18 protein-coding genes are annotated in these 21,315 nt (G+C 51.4%); 6 read left to right on the top strand and 12 right to left on the bottom strand.

Annotated features, from left to right (window positions below; all coding sequences use genetic code 11):
* Nucleotides 1–157: 157 nt before the first annotated feature.
* The 11 genes from EHN07_RS18910 to aegA form a co-directional block, all read right to left on the bottom strand.
* Nucleotides 158–1,201 carry a DUF1176 domain-containing protein gene (locus tag EHN07_RS18910; RefSeq protein ID WP_124025558.1) on the bottom strand — a complete coding sequence of 348 codons (1,044 nt, stop codon included), beginning with the start codon at nt 1,199–1,201 and terminating at the stop codon, nt 158–160.
* A gap of 144 nt (nt 1,202–1,345) precedes the next feature.
* Nucleotides 1,346–1,921 carry a GDP-mannose pyrophosphatase NudK gene (nudK, locus tag EHN07_RS18905; RefSeq protein WP_124025556.1) on the bottom strand — a complete coding sequence of 192 codons (576 nt, stop codon included), beginning with the start codon at nt 1,919–1,921 and terminating at the stop codon, nt 1,346–1,348.
* A 159-nt stretch (nt 1,922–2,080) separates the two neighbouring features.
* Nucleotides 2,081–2,683 carry a cytochrome c-type protein NapC gene (gene napC, locus EHN07_RS18900; RefSeq protein ID WP_124025555.1) on the bottom strand — a complete coding sequence of 201 codons (603 nt, stop codon included), beginning with the start codon at nt 2,681–2,683 and terminating at the stop codon, nt 2,081–2,083.
* Between the two features lie 8 nt (nt 2,684–2,691).
* Nucleotides 2,692–3,129 carry a nitrate reductase cytochrome c-type subunit gene (napB, locus tag EHN07_RS18895; protein WP_124025554.1) on the bottom strand — a complete coding sequence of 146 codons (438 nt, stop codon included), beginning with the start codon at nt 3,127–3,129 and terminating at the stop codon, nt 2,692–2,694.
* Between the two features lie 9 nt (nt 3,130–3,138).
* On the bottom strand, nt 3,139–5,625 hold the full coding sequence (gene napA / locus EHN07_RS18890; protein WP_124025553.1) for a nitrate reductase catalytic subunit NapA: 2,487 nt from the start codon (nt 5,623–5,625) through the stop codon (nt 3,139–3,141).
* Complete coding sequence (napD, locus tag EHN07_RS18885) at nt 5,622–5,885, bottom strand: chaperone NapD (protein ID WP_124025552.1); 264 nt, start codon at nt 5,883–5,885, stop codon at nt 5,622–5,624. Before napD ends, napA begins: the two co-directional genes overlap by 4 nt.
* Nucleotides 5,875–6,366, bottom strand: a complete 492-nt coding sequence (gene napF, locus EHN07_RS18880; protein WP_124025551.1) for a ferredoxin-type protein NapF — start codon at nt 6,364–6,366, stop codon at nt 5,875–5,877. Before napF ends, napD begins: the two co-directional genes overlap by 11 nt.
* 289 nt (nt 6,367–6,655) lie before the next feature.
* On the bottom strand, nt 6,656–7,831 hold the full coding sequence (locus EHN07_RS18875) for a MalY/PatB family protein (RefSeq protein ID WP_124025550.1): 1,176 nt from the start codon (nt 7,829–7,831) through the stop codon (nt 6,656–6,658).
* A 164-nt stretch (nt 7,832–7,995) separates the two neighbouring features.
* Nucleotides 7,996–9,369, bottom strand: coding sequence for a Na+/H+ antiporter NhaC (gene nhaC / locus EHN07_RS18870; protein ID WP_244202433.1), 1,374 nt, complete (start codon nt 9,367–9,369; stop codon nt 7,996–7,998).
* A 281-nt stretch (nt 9,370–9,650) separates the two neighbouring features.
* Nucleotides 9,651–10,589 (bottom strand): transcriptional regulator MelR, encoded by a 939-nt coding sequence (gene melR / locus EHN07_RS18865; RefSeq protein WP_167467338.1) that lies wholly within the window; start codon nt 10,587–10,589, stop codon nt 9,651–9,653.
* Between the two features lie 290 nt (nt 10,590–10,879).
* Entirely contained in the window at nt 10,880–12,877 is a 1,998-nt protein-coding gene (gene aegA / locus EHN07_RS18860; protein ID WP_124025549.1) for a formate-dependent uric acid utilization protein AegA, read from the bottom strand.
* A gap of 326 nt (nt 12,878–13,203) precedes the next feature.
* Here aegA and narQ point away from each other — a divergent pair, with 326 nt between their 5' ends.
* The 3 genes from narQ to acrD all read left to right on the top strand — a co-directional run bounded on the left by narQ (nt 13,204) and on the right by acrD (nt 18,860).
* A complete protein-coding gene (gene narQ / locus EHN07_RS18855) occupies nt 13,204–14,919 on the top strand; it encodes a nitrate/nitrite two-component system sensor histidine kinase NarQ (RefSeq protein ID WP_124025548.1) in 1,716 nt (571 codons plus the stop codon).
* 32 nt (nt 14,920–14,951) lie between these two features.
* On the top strand, nt 14,952–15,596 hold the full coding sequence (gene narP, locus EHN07_RS18850; RefSeq protein ID WP_124025547.1) for a nitrate/nitrite response regulator protein NarP: 645 nt from the start codon (nt 14,952–14,954) through the stop codon (nt 15,594–15,596).
* A 147-nt stretch (nt 15,597–15,743) separates the two neighbouring features.
* Nucleotides 15,744–18,860, top strand: coding sequence for a multidrug efflux RND transporter permease AcrD (acrD, locus tag EHN07_RS18845; protein ID WP_124025546.1), 3,117 nt, complete (start codon nt 15,744–15,746; stop codon nt 18,858–18,860).
* Nucleotides 18,861–18,958: 98 nt separating this feature from the next.
* On the opposite strand, the gene ypfM is transcribed toward acrD, so the two are convergent.
* A complete protein-coding gene (ypfM, locus tag EHN07_RS18840; protein WP_100780840.1) occupies nt 18,959–19,018 on the bottom strand; it encodes a protein YpfM in 60 nt (19 codons plus the stop codon).
* 443 nt (nt 19,019–19,461) lie between these two features.
* On the opposite strand from ypfM, the gene EHN07_RS18835 reads away from it, so the two are divergent.
* The 3 genes from EHN07_RS18835 to EHN07_RS18820 all read left to right on the top strand — a co-directional run bounded on the left by EHN07_RS18835 (nt 19,462) and on the right by EHN07_RS18820 (nt 21,290).
* The gene (locus EHN07_RS18835) at nt 19,462–19,818 is read left to right on the top strand and encodes an ArsC family reductase (RefSeq protein WP_124025545.1); all 357 of its coding nucleotides are present in this window, start codon (nt 19,462–19,464) and stop codon (nt 19,816–19,818) included.
* Between the two features lie 4 nt (nt 19,819–19,822).
* The gene (dapE, locus tag EHN07_RS18830) at nt 19,823–20,950 is read left to right on the top strand and encodes a succinyl-diaminopimelate desuccinylase (RefSeq protein ID WP_124025544.1); all 1,128 of its coding nucleotides are present in this window, start codon (nt 19,823–19,825) and stop codon (nt 20,948–20,950) included.
* A gap of 148 nt (nt 20,951–21,098) precedes the next feature.
* A complete protein-coding gene (locus tag EHN07_RS18820; RefSeq protein ID WP_124025542.1) occupies nt 21,099–21,290 on the top strand; it encodes a YpfN family protein in 192 nt (63 codons plus the stop codon).
* Nucleotides 21,291–21,315 lie beyond the last annotated feature (25 nt).

Raw genomic sequence — 21,315 nt, 5'->3', positions numbered from 1 at the left:
GATTGAAGCCGGGAACAAGGACGTCGCGGTAAGCATGAGAAAGGCGTTAGCCTCAGTGTTGCTGATGCTCATAAATATATGACTAAGAGACAGCCCAGGAGAGGGGGAAAGACCTGCACCTCCTCCCGCAGGGATAAGGGTGGATTTACCCTACGATTTATTTAGTCACCCATAGCGTGGGCCATGATGCACTGCCGTTCCACAGGTCGCACGCGGGTTCCTCGGCATAGCGCACCAGGCGGAAACGCTGGCCGTCAAAACGCCAGCGCGTCGCTACTCCGCAGTCACCGATACCGCGCCCTTTGGCAAGCGTGGTCAGCTCTTTGTTATTTTCGTCATAACCGGCATTCATCAGTTCAAGCTCGTTGTTTCCGCTACCCGGCTTAAAGGGCAGTTTTAAGCGAATCTGCCGTGCGGCGAAGGGCTTCTGGCGTGAGACGATCCAGCCTAAATCGACAACGTTATAAGCCCCTGCTTCGCAGCCGGTCAGTAATAAAGCTTTATCATCGCTAAGCGCAAAAACCCGGACTTCGCGACGGGCAGGATCTAACGAACACTGGCTGTTATTCATGCGCCAGGTGCCGTAATCCAGCAGATCGCTTAGTTCGCCCTGCGTCAGCGGTGTCGGAGTTGGGTTAGTCAGCGCCACCTCTTTCAGCGCTGGCGCAGGCGGCACGCTGAGCGGCGGATCGTCGCCTTTCTTAATCCAGGCCGTTTCGCTTCCCACGCGCTGTTGCTGGCTATCGATAAACAACAGCGCTGCTTTCAGGCCGCTTAGCGAGATATTACCCTGCCCCTGAGCAAGGGTAATCGCTCCGGCATTGGCGACCTGTTCCAGGAAGCCATTAATAGAATCGGCATCGCTCGTTTTAAGATGGTGCGGCGTTTCCTGCCATTTGGCTAAATCAAGCCGCAGCGGCTCGCCGTCCACCGCTAAGCGTGGTGCAATCGGCGGCGTTTTAGCTTCAGCGGTGGTCATGTTGCCAAGGTCAATTCGCAGCGTCGCATCGGTATGCGCCCCGGCGCTGCGGGTTAGTGTCATCACTAAGCCTTGATGCAGCCCGGTGTTACGGGATGAACAAAAATTTTGGTTATTGCAGGTAACTTGCCAGTCGGAGAAAGATTTTTGTGCCGGGGCCGCGAAACCAGCGCTCGCTATAAAGAATAAAAACAGAAACAGCGATTCCTGGCGCAGAAACATTGGCGGCACACATCCTGAGAAGACGAAGAGAAATCACATACAAAAGTGGCGATATCTTCGTCTGGTTAACGTTTGCGCTCAATCGGATTTATCGGATAGATTTGTCAAAAAACGATCACCCGTAACCAATTGAATTTAAATGATTTAAACCATAACCCCGCGTAATTGCAACTGCTGTAATAAAATTACCGTCTTTCCGTCACGAATTTCACCCTTTGCCACCATTTCCAGCGCCCGGGTAAAAGGGAGTTCCAGTACCTCAATATCTTCATCATCAATGCCGCCGCCCGCATGTCCGCGCTGGGCGTCGCTGTATTCGGCTATATAGAAGTAAATAAGCTCGGTCACGCCGCCTGGAGACATATAGAGCTCGAAGACTTTTTCGACTTCCCCCACCTCATAGCCCGTCTCTTCAACCGCTTCCTTACGGGCACAGACTTCCGGCTCATCGGCATCTAATAACCCAGCGCAGGTCTCAATCAACATGCCGTCCGGATTGCCATTCACCCAGGTTGCCACGCGGAACTGGCGCGTCAGCACCACGGTTTTTTTCTCACGGTTATACAGCAGCATGGTGGCGCCGTTACCGCGATCGTAAACTTCACGCTTGTGGCGAATGGCTTCAGCTTCGTTACGGTATAGATCGTAGGTGATATTGCGCAGGATGAAGTAATTATCTGACAGGATCTTATCTTTGATGACTTCGATTTTGACGGGCATACCATCTCCACAATGCGTTAGGGGAGTCGATAATCATAGGCTTGTATGTGGCGTGGCGTCAATTTGATTGCCCTCACCCTGGCTCCTCCCCCGGGAGAGGGAGAAAACCGAGCCCGTCCCTTCTCCCTGGGGAGAAGGTTAGGATGAGGGGGTTAACTATCAGAAACCGTTTTTCACTTCGCTCATATCGGGAAGTTTGTGCGCAATCCCTTTGTGGCAATCCACACAGGTCTGCCCATCTTTAACCGCCTTATCATGCATTTTCGCCGCCACGGTTTTCTGCGCGGTGAAATCCATATAGTCAAAGTTATGGCAGTTTCGGCACTCCTGGGAGTTGTTGTTCTTCATCCTGCGCCACTCGTTTTGCGCCATCGCCAGGCGATGGTCATCAAACTTCTGCGGCGTGTCGATCAAGCCAAACGCTTTGGCATACAACTCTTTACTGGCCTGAATTTTACGTAAAATTTTCGGCCCCCACTCATGCGGAACGTGGCAATCCGGGCAGGTCGCCCGCACGCCGCTGCGGTTGTTGTAGTGTACCGTCTGCATATACTCTTCATAGACGTTGGCACGCATTTCATGACAGCCGATACAAAACTCTTCGCGGTTGGTCATCTCCATGCCGGTGTTAAAACCGCCCCAGAAAATAATCCCACCGGCGAAACCAATCAGCAGCAGCGTACCGAGAGCCAGGCGACTTGGTCGACGCCACCACTGCCATATACGACGGATAATGCCGGGTTTACGGGTTGATTTATCCATAATGGCCTCTAGTTTCCAAAGCCTTTAGACGGCGTGAAAGTATTTTCAACGATCGGCGGGGCATCGGTTTGTGGAACATGGCACTGCAGGCAGAAATAACGGCGCGGTGCGACGTTCGAGAGCACTTTGCCATCGCTGTCCATAAAGTGCGTTGGGCTGACGCGCGGCGCCCCCGTGGTGCGATAATGCTCAACGCCGTGGCATTGCAGGCAACGGTTAGTGTTTTTGGAAACCTGATAACCGTCAACGCTGTGCGGAACCATCGGCGGCTGATTCACATAGTTCAGCGCCATACGTCCCTGCTGTTTTGGCATTTTTACCGAGCCTTCTGGCGTACCGGAAACTTCCGGCGACGACGTAAGGTCGACGCTATTTGCCGCCCATAACGCGCCGCTGACCAGCAATGTTAATGCCGCCATCCATTTGAATAACACTTTGATTTTCATGATATCCCCTTACACCTTCGCCAGTTTTACAGCGCATTTCTTATAATCCGTCTCTTTGGAGAGCGGATCGGTCGCATCCAGCGTCAGGTTATTTACCAGCTGCGCGGCATCAAAGAACGGCATATACACCAGTCCCTGCGGCGGACGGTTGCGACCTCGCGTTTCCACAATCGAAATCACTTCCCCGCGGCGCGAAACCACTTTCACTTTGTCGCCACGGCGCAAATCACGCTTTTTAGCATCAAGCGGATGGATAAACAGCAGCGCTTCCGGGAAGGCACGATGCAGCTCGGGCACGCGGCGCGTCATGCTGCCGGTATGCCAGTGTTCCAGCACGCGTCCTGTAGACAACCACAGATCATATTCTTCGTCCGGGGATTCAGCCGCAGGCTCATATGGCAGCGCGAAAATCACTGCTTTACCATCCGGCTTGCCGTAGAACCTGAAGCCTTCGCCCGCTTTCACGTAAGGGTCGTGGCCTTCGCTGTAGCGCCACAGCGTCTCTTTGCCATCGACCACCGGCCAGCGCAAACCGCGCGCCTGGTGGTAATCATCAAACGGTGCCAGGTCATGCCCGTGGCCGCGCCCGAATGCCGCATACTCTTCGAACAGCCCTTTTTGCAGGTAGAAACCCAGCTCGTGGGATTCATCATTCAGTTGGCCTTCTGCCAGTTCAGTCACCGGGAATTTGCTGAGGCTAGCATTCGCGAACAGCACGTCGAACAGCGTTTTGCCACGGTATTCCGGTTTCTGCTCCAGCAGTTCAGCAGGCCACACCTCTTCCGTTTTGAAGCGTTTGGCAAAGTTTACTAACTGCCAGAGATCGGATTTTGCTTCGCCCGGCGCTTTCACCTGCTGGCGCCAGAACTGAGTGCGGCGTTCGGCATTGCCATAAGCGCCTTCTTTCTCTACCCACATGGCCGTAGGCAGGATCAGGTCCGCGCTCAGTGCGCTGATCGTCGGGTAAGGATCGGAGACAATCACGAAGTTGCGCGGATCGCGCCAGCCCGGCATACGTTCTTCGGTGATATTGGGCCCGGCCTGCATATTGTTATTACACATCACCCAATAGACGTTGAGCTTGCCATCTTTCAGCGCGCGGTCCTGCGCCACGGCATGCAGGCCGACTTTCGCCGGAATGGTTCCCGCAGGCAGCTGCCAGATATTTTCCGCAATCTGACGATGCTTCTCGTTGGTCACCACCATGTCTGCTGGCAGACGGTGGGCAAAGGTCCCCACTTCTCGGGCGGTGCCGCAGGCTGAAGGCTGGCCGGTTAACGAGAACGGCCCGCAGCCCGGCTGGGAAATTTTGCCGGTCAACAGGTGAATGTTGTAAACCAGGTTATTGGCCCACACGCCGCGTGAATGCTGGTTAAAGCCCATCGTCCAGTAAGAAATCACTTTCTTGTTCGGGTCGGCATACAGCTTCGCCAGCGCTTCCAGCTGGTCCTGCGGCACGCCGCTCATTTCAGCGGTTTTTTCCAGCGTGTACTCTGCAACAAAGGCTTTGTAATCTTCAAAGCTCATTGGCTCTGATGCGTCAGAACCCGGGTTTTTAGCCGCTTTTTCCAGCGGATGCGTGGGGCGCAAACCGTAGCCAATATCGGTCACGCCTTTACGCAGATTCACATGCTGCTTAAAGAACGACTCGTTGATGGCGTTGTTCTGAATGATGTAATTGGCAATGTAGTTCAGAATGGCCAGATCGGTTTGCGGCGTAAACACCATACCGTTGTCTGCCAGTTCGAAGCTGCGGTGCTGGAAGGTCGAGAGAACCGCCACTTCAACATTTTCATGCGACAGGCGGCGGTTAGTGATGCGCGACCATAAAACCGGGTGCATCTCGGCCATGTTCGAGCCCCATAGCACGAAGGCATCGGCCTGCTCGATATCGTCATAGCAGCCCATCGGCTCATCCATACCAAAGGTACGCATAAAGCCAACCACCGCAGAAGCCATACAGTGGCGCGCGTTCGGATCGAGGTTGTTGGTACGGAAACCGGCTTTGAATAATTTGGCGGCGGCGTAACCTTCCCATACCGTCCATTGCCCGGAGCCAAACATCCCCACCGCTTCCGGCCCTTTCTCTTTCAGGCTGGTTTTGAATTTCTGCTCCATGATATCGAAGGCCTGCTCCCAGGTAATAGGAGCAAACTCGCCTTCTTTGTCGAACTGACCGTCTTTCATGCGCAGCAGCGGCTGCGTGAGTCGGTCTTTTCCGTACATGATTTTTGGCAGGAAATAGCCTTTGATACAGTTCAGGCCGCGGTTAACCGGTGCATCAGGATCGCCCTGACTTGCCACCACGCGTCCATCCTGGGTGCCAACCAGCACGCCACAACCGGTGCCACAAAAGCGGCACGGGGCTTTGTCCCACTTAATAGCATCTTGCTTGCCAACCACTGCACGGGCAACGCCCGGTACGCTAAGACCCGCGGCGGCCGCCGCAGCTGCAATGGCGTTCGCTTTCATAAAGCTACGACGACTGAGTTTCATGGTGTTTCCTCACCTTGCTCATCCTGCTGGTGATAAACCAGCGACACCGCCAGCACACCCGCAATATTGCGTGCTGACTCAATTTGATTTAGCAGCACGTCGCTACGCGCCGCTTCCATAACCACGACCAGTTTGCCGTGTTCAGCATCGCTTACCGCGACTTCGCTTCCCGGCAGCTCGTTTAATGCCTGGCTGACGGTGAGAATATTTTGTGGATGCGCCTGAACCACCAGGCCTGCGACGTGCCAGTTAGCTTGCATTTGCGTGCCTCATTGTGATGGCTGAAACCGGGCAGCCGGAGATACATGCGCCGCAAGCGGTGCAATCGGTGTGGTTAAGTAGCGGTTGTGCGATGCCTGATAATGACGGACGAAACGAGATAGCCTGCGGCTCGCAAATATCCTGACAACTCCGGCACTCAACGCTGTTCTTCGCCAGGCAGTTATCGCCAATCGACAACGTATGTTCCCAGGGGGAAGCCTCACGCGTGAGAAACAGTTTTTCCGGGCAGGCTTGTGCGCAGGCGTAGCAAAAGGTGCATTCACCACGCTCAAAGCTCACTTCCGGATAACCCCCCTGGCCGCGTCTTAAAACTCGGGTTTCGCAGGCCGACAGGCAGGCATTACAGCGAGTGCAGTCAACCAGAAAATGTTGTTCATCCCCGCTCCAGGGCGGGCGGAAGGCGGTAGTGGAGCGTTGAAAGCTCCCGGTTAGTAATCCACGTCGGGAAAAATCGGCCATCGGGTACATCCTTGCATCACAAATGTCAGAATCCCTGGTGCTGAATCTGGCAAACACTGCTGTTTTATTCCGTAGTTCGCTACGGCTTTTTATTGAGTATTACGTTATGTGACAAAGGGGTAGAAGAGGCATCACCCTTTAGGGGTAAATGCTGGGGTAGGATCAAAAAGGGATTCGGTTTGTAAAATAAACACTCACCCCGGAACTACGCACATTAAAAATGTATAAAGGTTAGTGGGTGGTAGAAGTCCGGAAAATGATATACACCACCCATGACGTCAAACCAGTATCACTGCCCTATCATCCTGGCTTTATAAGCCTGTTTTAGCCGATCCATCGATTCCATCAGTACTGAATGCGGGCATCCGACATTTAATCTCATGTGCCCCTCTCCACCAGGACCGTACTGTATACCGGGTGAAAGACCGAGCTTCGCTTCATGAACGAAGAAAAACTTTAACTGCTCATCAGTGAGCCCCATTTTTTCAGCATTGAGAAAAAGTAAATAGGACGCACCACCATAAACTATGGATATTAGCGGGCAGTGTTTTGCTATTTCATCTGTGACAAACTTCACATTGTCAGATAAATAGGACAATAATTCTTGATACCAATTATCACAACATGTATATGCGGAATAAATGGCAGTCTGCTGTAATGAATTTGTCTCAGCAAGGTAGCAGTTATCCAGAAAACCATAGAACTTATTACGCAGTTCTTCATTTTTAATAACGACCACCCCACCCTGTATAGCGGGTACATTAAATGTCTTACTGATTGAGGTAAATACTATTGACTTACTATTTAGCGCTTCATTTATCATAAAAAAAGGAATATGCGATTTACCCGGCAATGTTAAATCGCAATGCACCTCATCTGAAACGACAATAACCCCGGCTTCATGGCAATATCTGCTTATTTTCTCAAGCGTTTCACGCCCCCATACTATGCCACCAGGATTATGAGGTGAGACAAAAAGGAACATTTTGCATTTATTTATTTTTTCTTTAAAATCATGCCAATCAAATTCATAACTTCCATTTATCTCAATCAGGCGCGTTTGTATCAGTCCTCTACCACTTGTTTTTATAAAATTAGGATAAGGATCATATATTGGAGTGCAAGTTAATATATTATCGTCCTTTTCGGTTAGCGCCATCAAAGTTAAGACTATGGTTTTTATTACACCAGGAACAAAATGCAACCAATCCTCATTAATCTCTGCCGCATACCTTTTTTCATACCATCCAGTAACTGACTCCTTCCAGTGAGGATGTTCAACATTATATCCCTGAATGGGTTGAGCGATGACAGAACTCAGTGCACTAATAATAGGCTCCGGAGTTCTGAAGTCCATATCCGCAATCCAAAGAGGCAATACATCTTCAGTACCGAACATTTGTTGCAACTGCCCATATTTACGACAACTAGCATCTCTTGTGATAACACGATCAAACAAAGACATTATAAACTCCCGAGTCAGTCTTTAAAAATTTAAGGCGTTTTAAATTCAAGTCAAACAACACGCATGGCAAATTCATCTGTAGAAAATAGCCGCCACAGCATTCACGCCTTAGATAAATTACTTTACATTTATTCAGAATAAGGTAAAGCTTGGCTGATTTAATATTAAAGTTGATGCTCAGCTATATTTTCAGAAGTCTCATCTGACTGACATTTAGCAATACCAATACCCGTTACTGCTAACAGTAATGCAAATATAATTCCGGTGTAACATAAGATTGCCCACGGTAAATAATCCAGTGTTGAGACACCCAGCATAGTTGCACAATAAACACCGGAAGCAGACCAGGGGATAATCGGTTCCACAACAGTTCCTGCGTCTTCTGTTGTACGGGAGAGATTCTTTGCCGCAAGGCCTCTTTTTTTATACTCATCTTTAAAGGCATCACCGCATAACAACAAGGGCAATGTGCCGTTTGCCGTACATGCGCAGATGGTGAATGTCGTGAGAATGGTCGTTGCCACCAGCCGGAATGTTGATTTTACACCTTTTGTCAGAGCGTGAATAACGGTATGTAACGAACCAGTCGCACTCATCGCGCCAGCAAAACTAAACGCGCTGAAAACAGTAACAAAACTACTAAACATGGAGATTGCGCCCCCCCTTTCCAGCAGACGGGATATATCGGAAGACAGAGAAGCGACATTCACACCTTCGACCATAGAGAGTTTAAAACCACTGACAACTGACTCACCTACCGAGGACGCAGAGAACCCCTGAAATGTTAAAGCAAGAATCATAGAAACTATCGTCGACAAAAATAGCATAGGAATAGGTGGTTTCTTTGATAGTGAACCATACAATACAATAGCTGGCGGTAATAACAGGAGCAGATTAAAATTATACAGATGACCAATTGACGTCATCAGATTGACAATATTTTCTGGTGTACTTATAGATGCATCTATGCCCATCCCCATGTAACTATATATGACACTACAAACAATAAACCCGGGACCTGTAGTCCACAGAAGATGCCCTATATGGGAATGCAGATTTACGCCAGCAGCCAATGCCGCCATATTTGTTGAATCAGACACTGGAGAGAGTTTATCGCCAAACCAACAACCTGATACAATAGCCCCTGCTGCAATCGGAAGTGATACATTCAATCCAATTGCCACGCCGATCATCGCAATTCCAACTGTACCAATAGAACCCCAGGATGTACCGGTGCAAACGGAGATCAATGCACCGAGGAGGAAAGCTGAAATATAGAAATACTGAGGATTAATTAACTTTAAACCGTAGTAAATCATCATCGGGATCGTACCGGATACCATCCATGATCCAATTAAGAAACCGATACTCGCCACAATCAGGATCACAGGTAATGCTTCAGATATTTTATCACATATGGACTTTAGAATATCATCCCACGTGAATCCATGTGCTATAGCTATAAATGAAGCTGCCGCAGTACCTATCAGGATCATAGGCTCCGCACGAATATTAAAGATAAAAGATAAAATATCCAATACTGATTCCACCCAGCATGACCACCATAGGTAAAACTGACCAGAAAAAAGACAATTGCCTTCTATTTATTGAGGTACTGCTATTTAATCTCATAATTCCATCCAATAGTTAATTGTTAATAGTGGAACAGATAAAATAAACACCTACGACAACCCACCTACACCTAAGCAATATAATTGCAGGCCTTGACAGGGTAGCTCTATATTTTAAGCACTGTATTGCTAATTTTTACTTTGATGCCCTCATCCCAAAAATAACACTCGGAGTTACTTATGAGTATTTATTCCTCTGCCCAGGATGAGTGATGACGTCGTTCTTGACTCAACTTACGATATTGCTGCGGCGGCATGCCAACGTATTTATTAAACGTGCTATAAAAACGACTACTGGAACGAAAACCGGCAATTGTGGCTATATCAAGAATAGTTTTATCAGTATCACTGAGCAGCGCTCGCACATGGTTGATACGCATGGCAGTAATGTATTGTTTCATGGTGAGTTGCATTACCTGTTGGAAAATGCCCATTGCGTAGTTCGCATTAAGTTTAACGTGCTCAGCAATAGCGTTTACTGTCAATATTTTGTCACAGTGGGTGGCGATAAACTCAAGCATCTGGCTTACGTAAAACTGCGAATGGCGCGAAATACTATTCTTCAAAGTGCGCGACGTTTTATTGACCAGGACTGTCTGCCAACCAGACAGGCTAAAACGCTTAAGCATTAAGGCAATTTCATCAACAGCTAACTGGCGAACCTGCTCGTTATCGCTATCGAGTTCGCGCTGCCAACGCTGAACTTCAAAAACGCTGAGTTGCTGTGTTGATAAAGATTTAATCACCATTCCATGAGTCACATGATTAATCAGTTCACGGTCTAACGGCCAGGACAAAAACAAATGCATCGGTAAGTTGAATATAGCCATCTGTTTACAGTGGCCAGGGTTCGTGAGTTGATGGGGCGTACAGGCCCAAAACAAGGTGATATAACCCTGTTTAATCCGCACCACTTCATCATTGATTAGATACTCTACATCACCATCAAACGGTACATTAACCTCGACCTGACCATGCCAGTGGCTGTAAGTCATTGCTAACGGCGCCCGCAGCTCGACAGCCATACGCTGATACTCTGAATAGAGTGCCAGTGGACTACGAGTCTTTTTTTCATAACTGCGACACATATGCGGATCATGTGGCAGTCGCGGGATATTGTTTTCCATTATAGGTAGAGTTCCTGGAGCATCGGTCTGGCCGATATGCTGTATCAAAACATGATTACAGCTTAACCGAAAAAAACTTCCGTTTTATCTCCATTTCCGCGAAATCATTCCCAGAAACTCATATTTTATGCCGACAAATAAAAGATCATAGCTATCGGGAATTCAGGGCTTTTGCCGCAAACGATATCCCTCGACTGGTTCGCCAGACGCGATAAACATAGCTTGCCCAGGCAGAGTGCCAAAGCAAGATACGCTTAAGAAGAGATGTTTAACCGAGATGAAATTGCCGATTAATTAAGGCGTTGAGGCGCAACGTTAAGATATTCCATGATCCCCGCCGCGGCATGGCGGCCTTCAGCCATGGCGGTCACCACCAGGTCTGCGCCGCGAACCGCATCACCACCCGCGAAAATTTTCGGGTTGCTGGTCTGGTAGCGCAGTTTATCCTCAACGCTGGCGATGATTCGCCCCCAGCTATCCAGCTTAACGTTCTGCTCTTCCAGCCACGGCATGCCGTGTGGGTGGAAGCCAAACGCCATAATCACAGCATCGGCCGGCATAATAAATTCAGAGCCCGCAATCGGTTCAGGGCGACGGCGGCCTTTCTCGTCTGGCTCCCCCATCTGGGTGCGCAGCATACGGATGCCGATCGCCCGGCCATTATCATCCAGTTCAATATTGAGTGGCTGCACGTTGAACTCAAACATGGCCCCTTCTTCCCGGGCATTTTTAACCTCTTTTCTGGAACCAGGCATATTGGCTTCATCACGACGATAGGCACAGGTCACCTGCTCTGCCCCGTGGCGAATCGAGGTACGCACACAGTCCATCGCGGTATCTCCACCACCGAGCACCACCACTTGTTTGCCCGCCATATTGATATACGGCTCGTCCGCCAGTTCCGGCAGCCCCATCACCTGTTTGGTGTTAGCGATCAGGAACGGCAGCGCATCGTAAACGCCGGGAGCCTCTTCATTCGGCAGCCCTGCTTTCATCGAACGATAGGTCCCCACGCCAACAAATACCGCATCGAAATCTTCCAGAATCTGCTGCAGGGCAATGTCGCGGCCAATCTCCGTGTTCAGCCTGAATTCAATGCCCATCGAGCTGAAGATTTCACGGCGACGGCTTAACAGCGATTTATCCAGCTTGAATGCCGGAATGCCGAATGTCAGCAGCCCGCCAATTTCAGGGTGGCGGTCAAACACGGTGGCGCTAACGCCGTTGCGCGCCAGGATATCCGCACAGGCTAAACCTGCAGGCCCCGCGCCAATGACCGCAACGCGACGGTGGGTCGGCTTCACCCAGGAGAGATCCGGTGTCCAGCCGCTGGCAAAGGCCTTGTCGGAAATATAGCGTTCGATATTGCCGATGGTTACCGCACCATATTCATCTTTCAGGGTACAGGCATTTTCACATAAGCGGTCCTGCGGGCAGACGCGCCCGGTCACTTCCGGCAGGCAGTTGGTCTGATGCGACAGCTCTACCGCTTCCAGAATACGCCCCTCTTTGACCAGCTCAATCCACTGCGGAATATGGTTGTGCAGCGGGCAAGTCCATTCACAAATGCTGTGCTCGCCGCATTTCAGGCAGCGCTCGGCCTGGCTTTCCACCTGGGCCTTATCAAAGCTACGATAAATTTCGGCAAAGCCTGTTTTACGCAACGTCAGTTCTATTTTATCAGGGTCCTGACGGGCAGGCGTGGCGCGCATTTTATTTACTTTGCTTAAATCAGCATTGAATACCTGCTGTTGCGCCACTTGGTGTGTGGTGCTGTGCCATGGCTGCGATTCCTGAGCGGCCGAGCGTAGACGGCGAGCTTTTGCCAGCGCGGCAAGCGTCTCATTGTTGATAAGTTTGAGCGCCTTACTCGGGCAATTTTCCACACATGCCGGGCCATTTTCGCGGCCACGGCAGAGATCGCACTTATGGGCGTTGGCTTTAACCGATCGCCCATCATTAAGCGGCGTGGTCAGGATCTGCATCGCACCGAACGGGCACGCCACCACGCAGGATTTGCAGCCAATACATTTCTGCTGATTCACCTGCACGCTATCGTTCTCACGCGAGATAGCCTGATTCGGGCAACTGCTGGCGCACGGCGCATTTTCGCAGTGGCGGCAGGTCACCGCATTACGCCGCCCTTGATGTTTAATGACCGTAATGCGTGGCTGAAACTGTTGGCTGGTCAGAACATGCTGTTCGTCATTATGGGCCATCACACAGGCGATTTCGCAAGCATGACAACCGAGACAAAGCTGTGCATTGGCAAGAACAAAACGATTCATGGTTACCCCTTTGCCCGTTATCAAAAACAGGAGGCTTCTTTTTTATGGGGAGATGTTATCACCTGGCAAACTACCCACTGGCAATGGTCATTTGCCCATTTCACCCTGAAATCTGACAATAACCTGGTACGGATCAATTTCTTTTCGTGTTTAATGAAACATCGTTTCACTTCATTTTGTTGTGTAATGGTTACGCCACTAATGCAGCCTCGTTAATTCCAGCGGCTTGTTTTGCAAGTTATAGCGAAATATAGGCAACAAAAATTTGTGGCAGCCTGAGTTTCTGATACGTTTCGCTCTCAATTATTGCTTCGGGTAATGATATCGTGACGGTAAAACGCTCGCTTTCCACCAGCCTGGCCCGCGCCTTCTTTTACATCGTACTGCTATCGCTGCTTTCAACAGGCATCGCGATGCTGACCCTCGCCAGCAGCTTACGCGATGCTGAAGCGGTAAACGTCGCGGGTTCACTGCGCATGCAGAGCTATCGCCTGGGGTATGATTTGCAAGGCGACCGCCTCAATCTGGAGCAGCATCTTGCGCAATATAACCAGTCGCTACGCTCGCCTGCCCTGCTTAAAATCGAAAAATTCTGGGTTCCCGCGGAGGTTCGCGATCGCTTCGCGGCCATTAATCACGCCTGGGTAGAGATGGAAAGCCATATTCGTCAGGCAGATGAGAACTGGTATAAGGCTAATATCGTCGGTTATGTGGCGCAGATTGACCTGTTTGTGCTTGCCCTTCAGCATTACGCCGAGCGCAAAATGCTGGAGGTGGTGATGGCGTCAATGGTGGGCTTTATTGCCATTTTCACGCTGGTATTTTTCACCCTGCGCCGTTTTCGCCAGCAGGTCGTCGCGCCGCTCAACAGCCTGATGGATGCCAGTCGCGCCATAGAGCGCGGCGAGTTCGATCACCCGCCGCTCAATACGCAGTTGCCCAATGAGCTGGGCCTGCTGGCACATACCTTCACGCAGATGTCGGAGGAGCTTCAAAAACTTTATCGCTCCCTTGAAGAGAGCGTGCAGGAAAAAACCCTCGATTTGCAGGAGGCTAACCGCACGCTGGAAGTGCTTTACGCCTGTTCGCAGGCGCTCACCGTCAGCACCATCGATCAGCACTGTTTTGAACGCGTTTTACAACAGGTACGCCAGAAAACGCCGGTCAATTATCTTGAGATGAAGACGGGCGAAAACTGGAAAATTCAGGAAGGGGTGCAACAGGATAATGGAGCCTGGCAAACGCTGCCGATTATTCTTGAAGATAAAGAGTTGGGCCACCTGCGCTGGCAGGCTCCCGCAGGCGTTCCACCGCTGCCGCTGATGCAAAGCCTGGCGAATATGCTGGGCCGCGGCCTCTATTTCAACCAGGCGCAAAAACACTATCAGCAGCTATTGCTGATGGAGGAACGTGCGACCATTGCCCGCGAGTTGCACGATTCGCTGGCGCAGGTGCTCTCCTATTTGCGCATTCAGCTGGCCTTGCTGAAACGGGCTGTCCCGGCCGAAAATCTGCCTGCCCAGCGTATTATTGATGATTTTTCCCAGGCGCTGAATGACGCCTACCGCCAGCTGCGTGAACTGCTGACCACCTTCCGCCTGACGCTTCAGCAAGCTGATTTACCCGCAGCGTTACAGGAGATGATTGCCCCGCTGCGCCAGCAGACGGCAGCCCTGATTACGCTTGACTGTACTATCCCTACCCAGGCGCTGGATGCCCCGCAGCAGGTGCATTTGCTGCAGATTATTCGTGAAGGCGTCCTGAACGCGATTAAACATGCGCAAGCGGGTAAAATATCCGTAAGCTGTAGCACATCGCTTTGCGGAACGCATACGGTGAATATTCTTGATGATGGCAGCGGAATTGCCAGCCTGACGGAGCCTGAGGGGCACTACGGCCTTAATATTATGCATGAACGCGCCGCCCGTTTAGGCGGCGAGCTGACTATCTCCCGCCCACTACAGGGGGGAACCTTGATTACGATGAATTTTCCGGCACCGCCGCCACAACAGGCGCTGCCGGAAACAACCATAAATCCATAATGATAATAATGTGAAAAGTACTGGGGACTCTTATGAGTAAGCAAACTGTCTGTCAGGTATTAATTGTCGACGATCATCCGTTAATGCGCCGCGGCATTCGCCAGCTGCTGGAGATGGATAGCGGTTTTAGTGTCGTAGGGGAAGCCAGCAGCGGTGCGGAAGCCATCAGCATGGCAAACCGCCTGACTCCTGACCTTATCCTGCTCGATCTGAATATGAAAGGGTTAAGCGGGCTCGATACCCTCAACGCCCTGCGTCGCGACGGTATTAGCGCACGTATCGTGGTGCTGACGGTTTCTGATTCACGCAGTGATATTTTCACGTTAATTGACGCAGGCGCCGACGGTTATTTGCTCAAAGACAGCGATCCGGAAGCGCTGCTGGAAGATATCCGCCGTGGCGCGACAGAAGGTGAAGCATACAGCGCGCAGGTCGCCGAGTATTTGCGTACCCGCAGCAGCGACAAACGCAGTGACGACCCTTTCGCGGTGTTGACCGAGCGTGAGCTGGATGTGCTGCAGGAAGTGGCTCGCGGCTTGTCGAACAAGCAGATTGCCTCAGATCTGCATATCTCAGAAGAGACCGTCAAGGTTCATATTCGGAATTTATTGCGTAAGCTTCAGGTGCGTTCCCGCGTTGCGGCAACGGTGCTGTTCCTTGAAAGCCGGGGCTTCTGACCCAGCTTAATCGAAGGCAGCAGCACAGGGCGCGAAGATAATTTACAATATCTCCTCAATTTCTCCACGTTTGGACCTGCGGTTAAGGCTACAGTGACGGCTGATATCAATAATCACAATCTGAAGTACTGACGAGGTCCTGACTGAATGGCGAATTTCTTTATCCATCGCCCGATTTTTGCCTGGGTGTTGGCTATTATTTTGTGCCTCACCGGCCTGCTCGCCATTTTTTCGCTCCCTGTAGAGCAATATCCCGATCTCGCGCCGCCCAACGTGCGTATTACCGCCAACTATCCCGGGGCATCGGCACAAACGCTGGAAAACACCGTCACTCAGGTTATCGAGCAGAATATGACCGGGCTGGACAATATGATGTATATGTCCTCCCAGAGCAGCAGCACCGGCCAGGCCAGTATTACGCTGAACTTTAAAGCGGGAACCGATCCTGATGAGGCGGTACAGCAGGTGCAAAACCAGCTGCAGTCGGCATTACGTAAATTGCCCCAGGCGGTACAAACCCAGGGCGTGACCGTCCGCAAAACCGGCGATACCAATATTTTAATGGTGGCCTTTGTTTCCACCGACGGCAGCATGGATAAGCAAGATATCGCTGACTATGTTGCCAGTAATCTTCAGGACCCGATAAGCCGGATCAACGGCGTGGGCGACGTGGACGCCTACGGTTCGCAATATTCGATGCGGATCTGGCTCGACCCAGCCAAACTCACCAGCTATCAGATGACCACGCAGGATGTGGTTAATGCGATTAAATCGCAGAATGCGCAAATTGCCGTCGGCCAGCTGGGCGGGACGCCATCCGTCGATATGCAGGCGCTTAACGCCACTATTAACTCGCAGTCATTGTTGCAAACGCCAGAGCAGTTCAAAGCTATTACGCTGCGCGTAAATCAGGATGGCTCGCTGGTTTCGCTGGGCGAGGTGGCAGAGGTGGAGCTGGGGGCCGAGAAATATGACTTTCTTAGCCGTTACAATGGCCAGCCAGCATCAGGGCTGGGAATTAAGCTCGCCTCCGGTGCTAACGAGATGGAGACCGACAAACTCGTGCGCGCCAAAATAGAGGAGCTGGCGCAATATTTCCCCCATGGGCTGGAAGCGAAAATCGCTTACGAAACCACGCCTTTTGTTAAAGCCTCGATTATTGACGTGGTGAAAACCCTGCTGGAAGCGATTGTGCTGGTGTTTCTGGTGATGTACCTCTTTTTGCAAAACTTCCGCGCCACACTGATCCCCACCATCGCCGTACCTGTGGTGCTGTTGGGCACTTTATCGGTGCTGTATGCGTGTGGTTACAGCATCAACACCCTGACGATGTTTGCCGTGGTTCTGGCTATCGGTTTATTGGTGGATGACGCCATCGTGGTGGTGGAAAACGTTGAACGCATCATGAGCGAAGAGGGCCTGTCGCCCAAAGATGCGACCCGTAAATCAATGGGTCAGATTCAGGGCGCGCTGGTCGGAATTACGATGGTACTTTGCGCCGTCTTCGTGCCAATGGCCTTTTTTGGCGGCACCACCGGGGCAATTTACCGCCAGTTCTCGATTACCATCGTTTCCGCGATGGTGCTGTCGGTACTGGTCGCGATGATACTGACGCCCGCCCTGTGCGCGACGCTGCTCAAACCGCTGCAGCAAGGTGAACATCACGGCCAGAAAGGTTTCTTTGGCTGGTTTAACCGCATCTTTAATCGTTATGCGGATCGCTATCAGGCGCGGGTCGGGAACATTCTGACTCACAGCCTGCGCTGGATTTTGCTTTACGTTCTGCTAATTGGCGGCATGGTCTTGCTGTTCCTGCGCCTGCCAACCTCCTTCCTGCCGCAGGAAGATAAAGGGGTATTTACCACCTCCATTCAATTACCGAGCGGTTCAACACAGCAACAAACCACCAAAGTGGTTGAGAAGCTTGAGCGCTATTATCTGACCCAGGAGCAAGATAACGTGCTGTCAGTCTTCACCACTATCGGTTCCGGCCCCGGCGGTAACGGGCAAAACGTTGCGCGCATGTTTGTGCGCCTGAAAGACTGGGATCGGCGTGACCCGCAAACCGCCAGCTCGTTCGCCATTATCGAACGAGCCACCAAAGCCTTCCGGGAGATTAAAGAAGCGCGCGTTATCGCCAGCAGCCCGCCCGCCATCAGCGGTTTAGGCAACGCCGCCGGGTTTGATATGGAATTGCAGGACCATGCAGGAGCGGGACACCATGCGCTGATGCAGGCGCGTGACCAGTTGCTGGAGCTGGCAGGCCAGGAGAAAATGCTGGCTCGCGTGCGGCATAACGGGTTAGACGATAGCCCGCAAATGCAGATCGATATCGACCAGCGTAAAGCGCAGGCGCTGGGCGTCTCGATTGAAGATATCAATAACACGCTGCAAACCGCCTGGGGCTCAAGCTATGTGAACGATTTTATGGATCGTGGCCGGGTGAAAAAGGTGTATGTGCAGGCGGCGGCGAAATATCGCATGCTGCCGGGCGATATTCATCAGTGGTACGTGCGCAATAAAGGCGGCGACATGGTTCCCTTCTCCGCCTTTGCCTCCCTGCGTTGGGAAACCGGTTCACCGCGCCTGGAGCGCTATAACGGCTACTCATCGTTAGAAATCGTGGGTGAAGCCGCGCCGGGGGTGAGCACCGGCACCGCCATGCAGGTGATGGAAAGCCTGGTGCAGCAGTTACCCAGCGGTTTTGGCCTCGAGTGGACGGGGATGTCTTATCAGGAACGGCTTTCTGGCGCGCAAGCTCCGGCGCTGTACGCCATTTCGTTACTGGTGGTGTTCCTGTGCCTGGCAGCGCTTTATGAAAGCTGGTCAGTTCCGTTCTCGGTCATGCTGGTGGTACCGCTGGGGGTGATTGGCACCTTGCTGGCGACCTGGATGCGCGGCCTGGAAAACGACGTTTACTTCCAGGTGGGGCTATTAACGGTTATCGGGCTGGCGGCGAAAAACGCCATTCTGATCGTAGAGTTTGCCAATGGCTTGAATGCACAAGGTCGTGAGCTGGTGGCTGCGACGCTTGATGCCTGCCGCCAGCGCTTACGTCCGATCCTGATGACATCGCTGGCATTTATCTTTGGCGTGCTGCCCATGGCAACCAGCAGCGGCGCAGGCTCCGGCAGCCAGCACGCGGTTGGCACCGGGGTGATGGGCGGAATGATTTCAGCCACGGTATTAGCGATATTCTTCGTGCCGCTGTTCTTTGTGCTGGTGCGGCGAAGATTCCCGTTGCAAGCCGGCGGCGAAAGCTAACCATGAAAAAAGCGACGCTCAGGAGTCGCTTTTTTCATGGCTCAAAGGGTATTGAGAATAAGCACGTCAATTGCTGTTCTTTATTATTGCTGGTCAGATCATTTACGAAGCATATCTTCAATGAAATCTTTCCAGTTCCCTAGTTCGCGTTCAATCATAACCGCCTCGCTTATCATTGCTTTAATTATACGTAATCCCTTCCCTGGCGTGAAACGCTACAAACTGGCGGCTTCACTGGCTATCATCAAATATTGAGAGTCGACTGCGTATCGGCGTAATTATTAGTGCAGCAGTAATTTAATAATGTGACGAACCCCCTGAGATTTGAAATTAGCCTTAGATTTCAGGGTGAAAAATCAATCACCCCGGCAAAAGAAGAGGCTATTCCCTGGGTTTTAAAATCGCAACTGGGTGAGATTGCTGACAAAGAAGGAAAAGGCGTAGTTTTCCCTCTTTTTTATTGATGGTCTCCGTTCGTTTTGCGAAACACATGGGGTTTGTCATCGGTCTGGGTTATATTTTTCGCTGCGACTTTTTTATCGTTCTAATTATTCTTAATTTTCGCATAAATAATCATCATCAAAAAATAAGGACTTAACCCGTGATCGTTCTCTACGGTATCAAAAACTGCGACACCATCAAGAAAGCGCGCCGCTGGCTGGATGCCCAGGGCGCAGAGTATCAATTTCATGACTACCGCGTAGACGGGCTGAATGCAGAATTATTGAATAGTTTCATTGCGCAACTGGGCTGGGAGGCGCTGCTGAATACCCGTGGAACCACGTGGCGCAAACTCGATGAAGCGCTGCGCGCCACCATTATTGATGCCCGGTCGGCCGCAGCGCTGATGCTTGAAATGCCGGCAATCATCAAACGCCCATTGCTCTACGCGCCCGGTCAGCCTATGCTGCTGGGTTTCAATGAATCGAACTATCAGCAGTTTATCAACGAGGTATAGTCCTATGTCCTGCCCGGTTATTGAGCTGACGCAACAGCTTATCCGTCGCCCTTCCCTTAGCCCTGACGATGCGGGCTGCCAGGCGCTGATGATTGAGCGGCTGCGTGCCATCGGTTTTACCGTGGAGCAGCTGGATTTTGGCGACACGCAAAACTTTTGGGCATGGAGAGGAAAAGGCGAAACGCTGGCGTTTGCAGGCCATACCGATGTCGTACCTGCCGGTGATGCCGACCGCTGGATTAACCCACCGTTTGAACCCACTATCCGCGATGGCATGTTATTTGGCCGCGGTGCCGCTGATATGAAAGGGTCCCTGGCTGCGATGGTGGTTGCTGCCGAGCGTTTCGTGGCACAGTACCCGCATCATAAAGGTCGCCTGGCGTTCCTTATTACGTCGGACGAAGAAGCCAGCGCCAAAAATGGTACGGTGAAAGTCGTTGAAACGCTGATGGCGCGTAATGAAAGGCTGGATTACTGCCTGGTGGGGGAACCGTCGAGTACCGAAGTCGTCGGCGACGTGGTGAAAAATGGCCGCCGCGGCTCCCTGACCTGCAACCTGACGATTCATGGCGTGCAGGGCCACGTGGCCTATCCGCATCTGGCTGATAACCCGGTTCACCGTGCGGCGCCGATGCTAAGCGAACTGGTCACCATCGAATGGGATAAAGGCAACGAATTTTTCCCGGCCACCAGCATGCAGATTGCCAACGTTCAGGCGGGCACCGGCAGTAATAACGTGATCCCAGGCGATATGTTGGTTCAGTTCAACTTCCGTTTCAGCACTGAATTGACTGATGAAGCGATCAAACAGCGCGTGATTGCGCTGCTCGATAAATATCAGCTGCGTTACACCCTGGACTGGTGGCTTTCGGGTCAACCGTTCCTGACCTCACGCGGCAAGCTGGTCGATGCGGTGGTGAATGCAGTTGAGCACTATAATGAAATCAGACCGCAGCTATTGACCACAGGCGGTACGTCCGATGGGCGTTTTATCGCACGTATGGGCGCCCAGGTAGTAGAGCTGGGGCCGGTGAACGCAACGATTCATAAAATTAATGAGTGTGTTAACGCCGCCGATCTGCAGCTGCTTGCCCGTATGTACCAACGTATTATGGAGCAGCTTGTCGCCTGACGGGCCGCAATTAACATTAACGATCGCCAAATTAATTGGCGTTGTAGCAAGGCAGCCAGGGAGCTTATCCCGATGAGCTTACTTGAGGGTAAGGGAGTGCAGCTCACGCCGCTACAACGTCAAGTAAGAAGGCAAAAGAGGTATTGGCATGGAATGGCTATCGCATTACTGGTGGATTATCGTACTGGTGCTGTTACTCGGCATTTTCCTTAATGTGATTAAGGACCTGAAACGGCTCGATCATAAGAAGTATATGGCAAACAAACCTGAGCTTCCCCCCCATCGTGACTTTAACGATAAGTGGGATGACGAAGACGACTGGCCGAAGAAAAAGCCTTAAATTTCAGCAACAGCCCAGCAGAGGG

The organism is Buttiauxella warmboldiae (assembly GCF_003818135.1).
In the GTDB taxonomy this organism is placed as follows: domain Bacteria; phylum Pseudomonadota; class Gammaproteobacteria; order Enterobacterales; family Enterobacteriaceae; genus Buttiauxella; species Buttiauxella warmboldiae.
The sequence above is the reverse complement of the archived record's forward strand: the minus strand, read 5'-3'. Positions and strand labels throughout refer to the sequence as shown.

Coding starts and splice junctions, on each gene's coding strand:
- EHN07_RS18910 (WP_124025558.1), bottom strand. CDS start 1,201: ATGTTTCTGCGCCAGGAATCGCTGTTTCTGTTTTTATTCTTTATAGCG.
- nudK (WP_124025556.1), bottom strand. CDS start 1,921: ATGCCCGTCAAAATCGAAGTCATCAAAGATAAGATCCTGTCAGATAAT.
- napC (WP_124025555.1), bottom strand. CDS start 2,683: ATGGATAAATCAACCCGTAAACCCGGCATTATCCGTCGTATATGGCAG.
- napB (WP_124025554.1), bottom strand. CDS start 3,129: ATGAAAATCAAAGTGTTATTCAAATGGATGGCGGCATTAACATTGCTG.
- napA (WP_124025553.1), bottom strand. CDS start 5,625: ATGAAACTCAGTCGTCGTAGCTTTATGAAAGCGAACGCCATTGCAGCT.
- napD (WP_124025552.1), bottom strand. CDS start 5,885: ATGCAAGCTAACTGGCACGTCGCAGGCCTGGTGGTTCAGGCGCATCCA.
- napF (WP_124025551.1), bottom strand. CDS start 6,366: ATGGCCGATTTTTCCCGACGTGGATTACTAACCGGGAGCTTTCAACGC.
- EHN07_RS18875 (WP_124025550.1), bottom strand. CDS start 7,831: ATGTCTTTGTTTGATCGTGTTATCACAAGAGATGCTAGTTGTCGTAAA.
- melR (WP_167467338.1), bottom strand. CDS start 10,589: ATGGAAAACAATATCCCGCGACTGCCACATGATCCGCATATGTGTCGC.
- aegA (WP_124025549.1), bottom strand. CDS start 12,877: ATGAATCGTTTTGTTCTTGCCAATGCACAGCTTTGTCTCGGTTGTCAT.
- narP (WP_124025547.1), top strand. CDS start 14,952: ATGAGTAAGCAAACTGTCTGTCAGGTATTAATTGTCGACGATCATCCG.
- acrD (WP_124025546.1), top strand. CDS start 15,744: ATGGCGAATTTCTTTATCCATCGCCCGATTTTTGCCTGGGTGTTGGCT.
- dapE (WP_124025544.1), top strand. CDS start 19,823: ATGTCCTGCCCGGTTATTGAGCTGACGCAACAGCTTATCCGTCGCCCT.
- EHN07_RS18820 (WP_124025542.1), top strand. CDS start 21,099: ATGGAATGGCTATCGCATTACTGGTGGATTATCGTACTGGTGCTGTTA.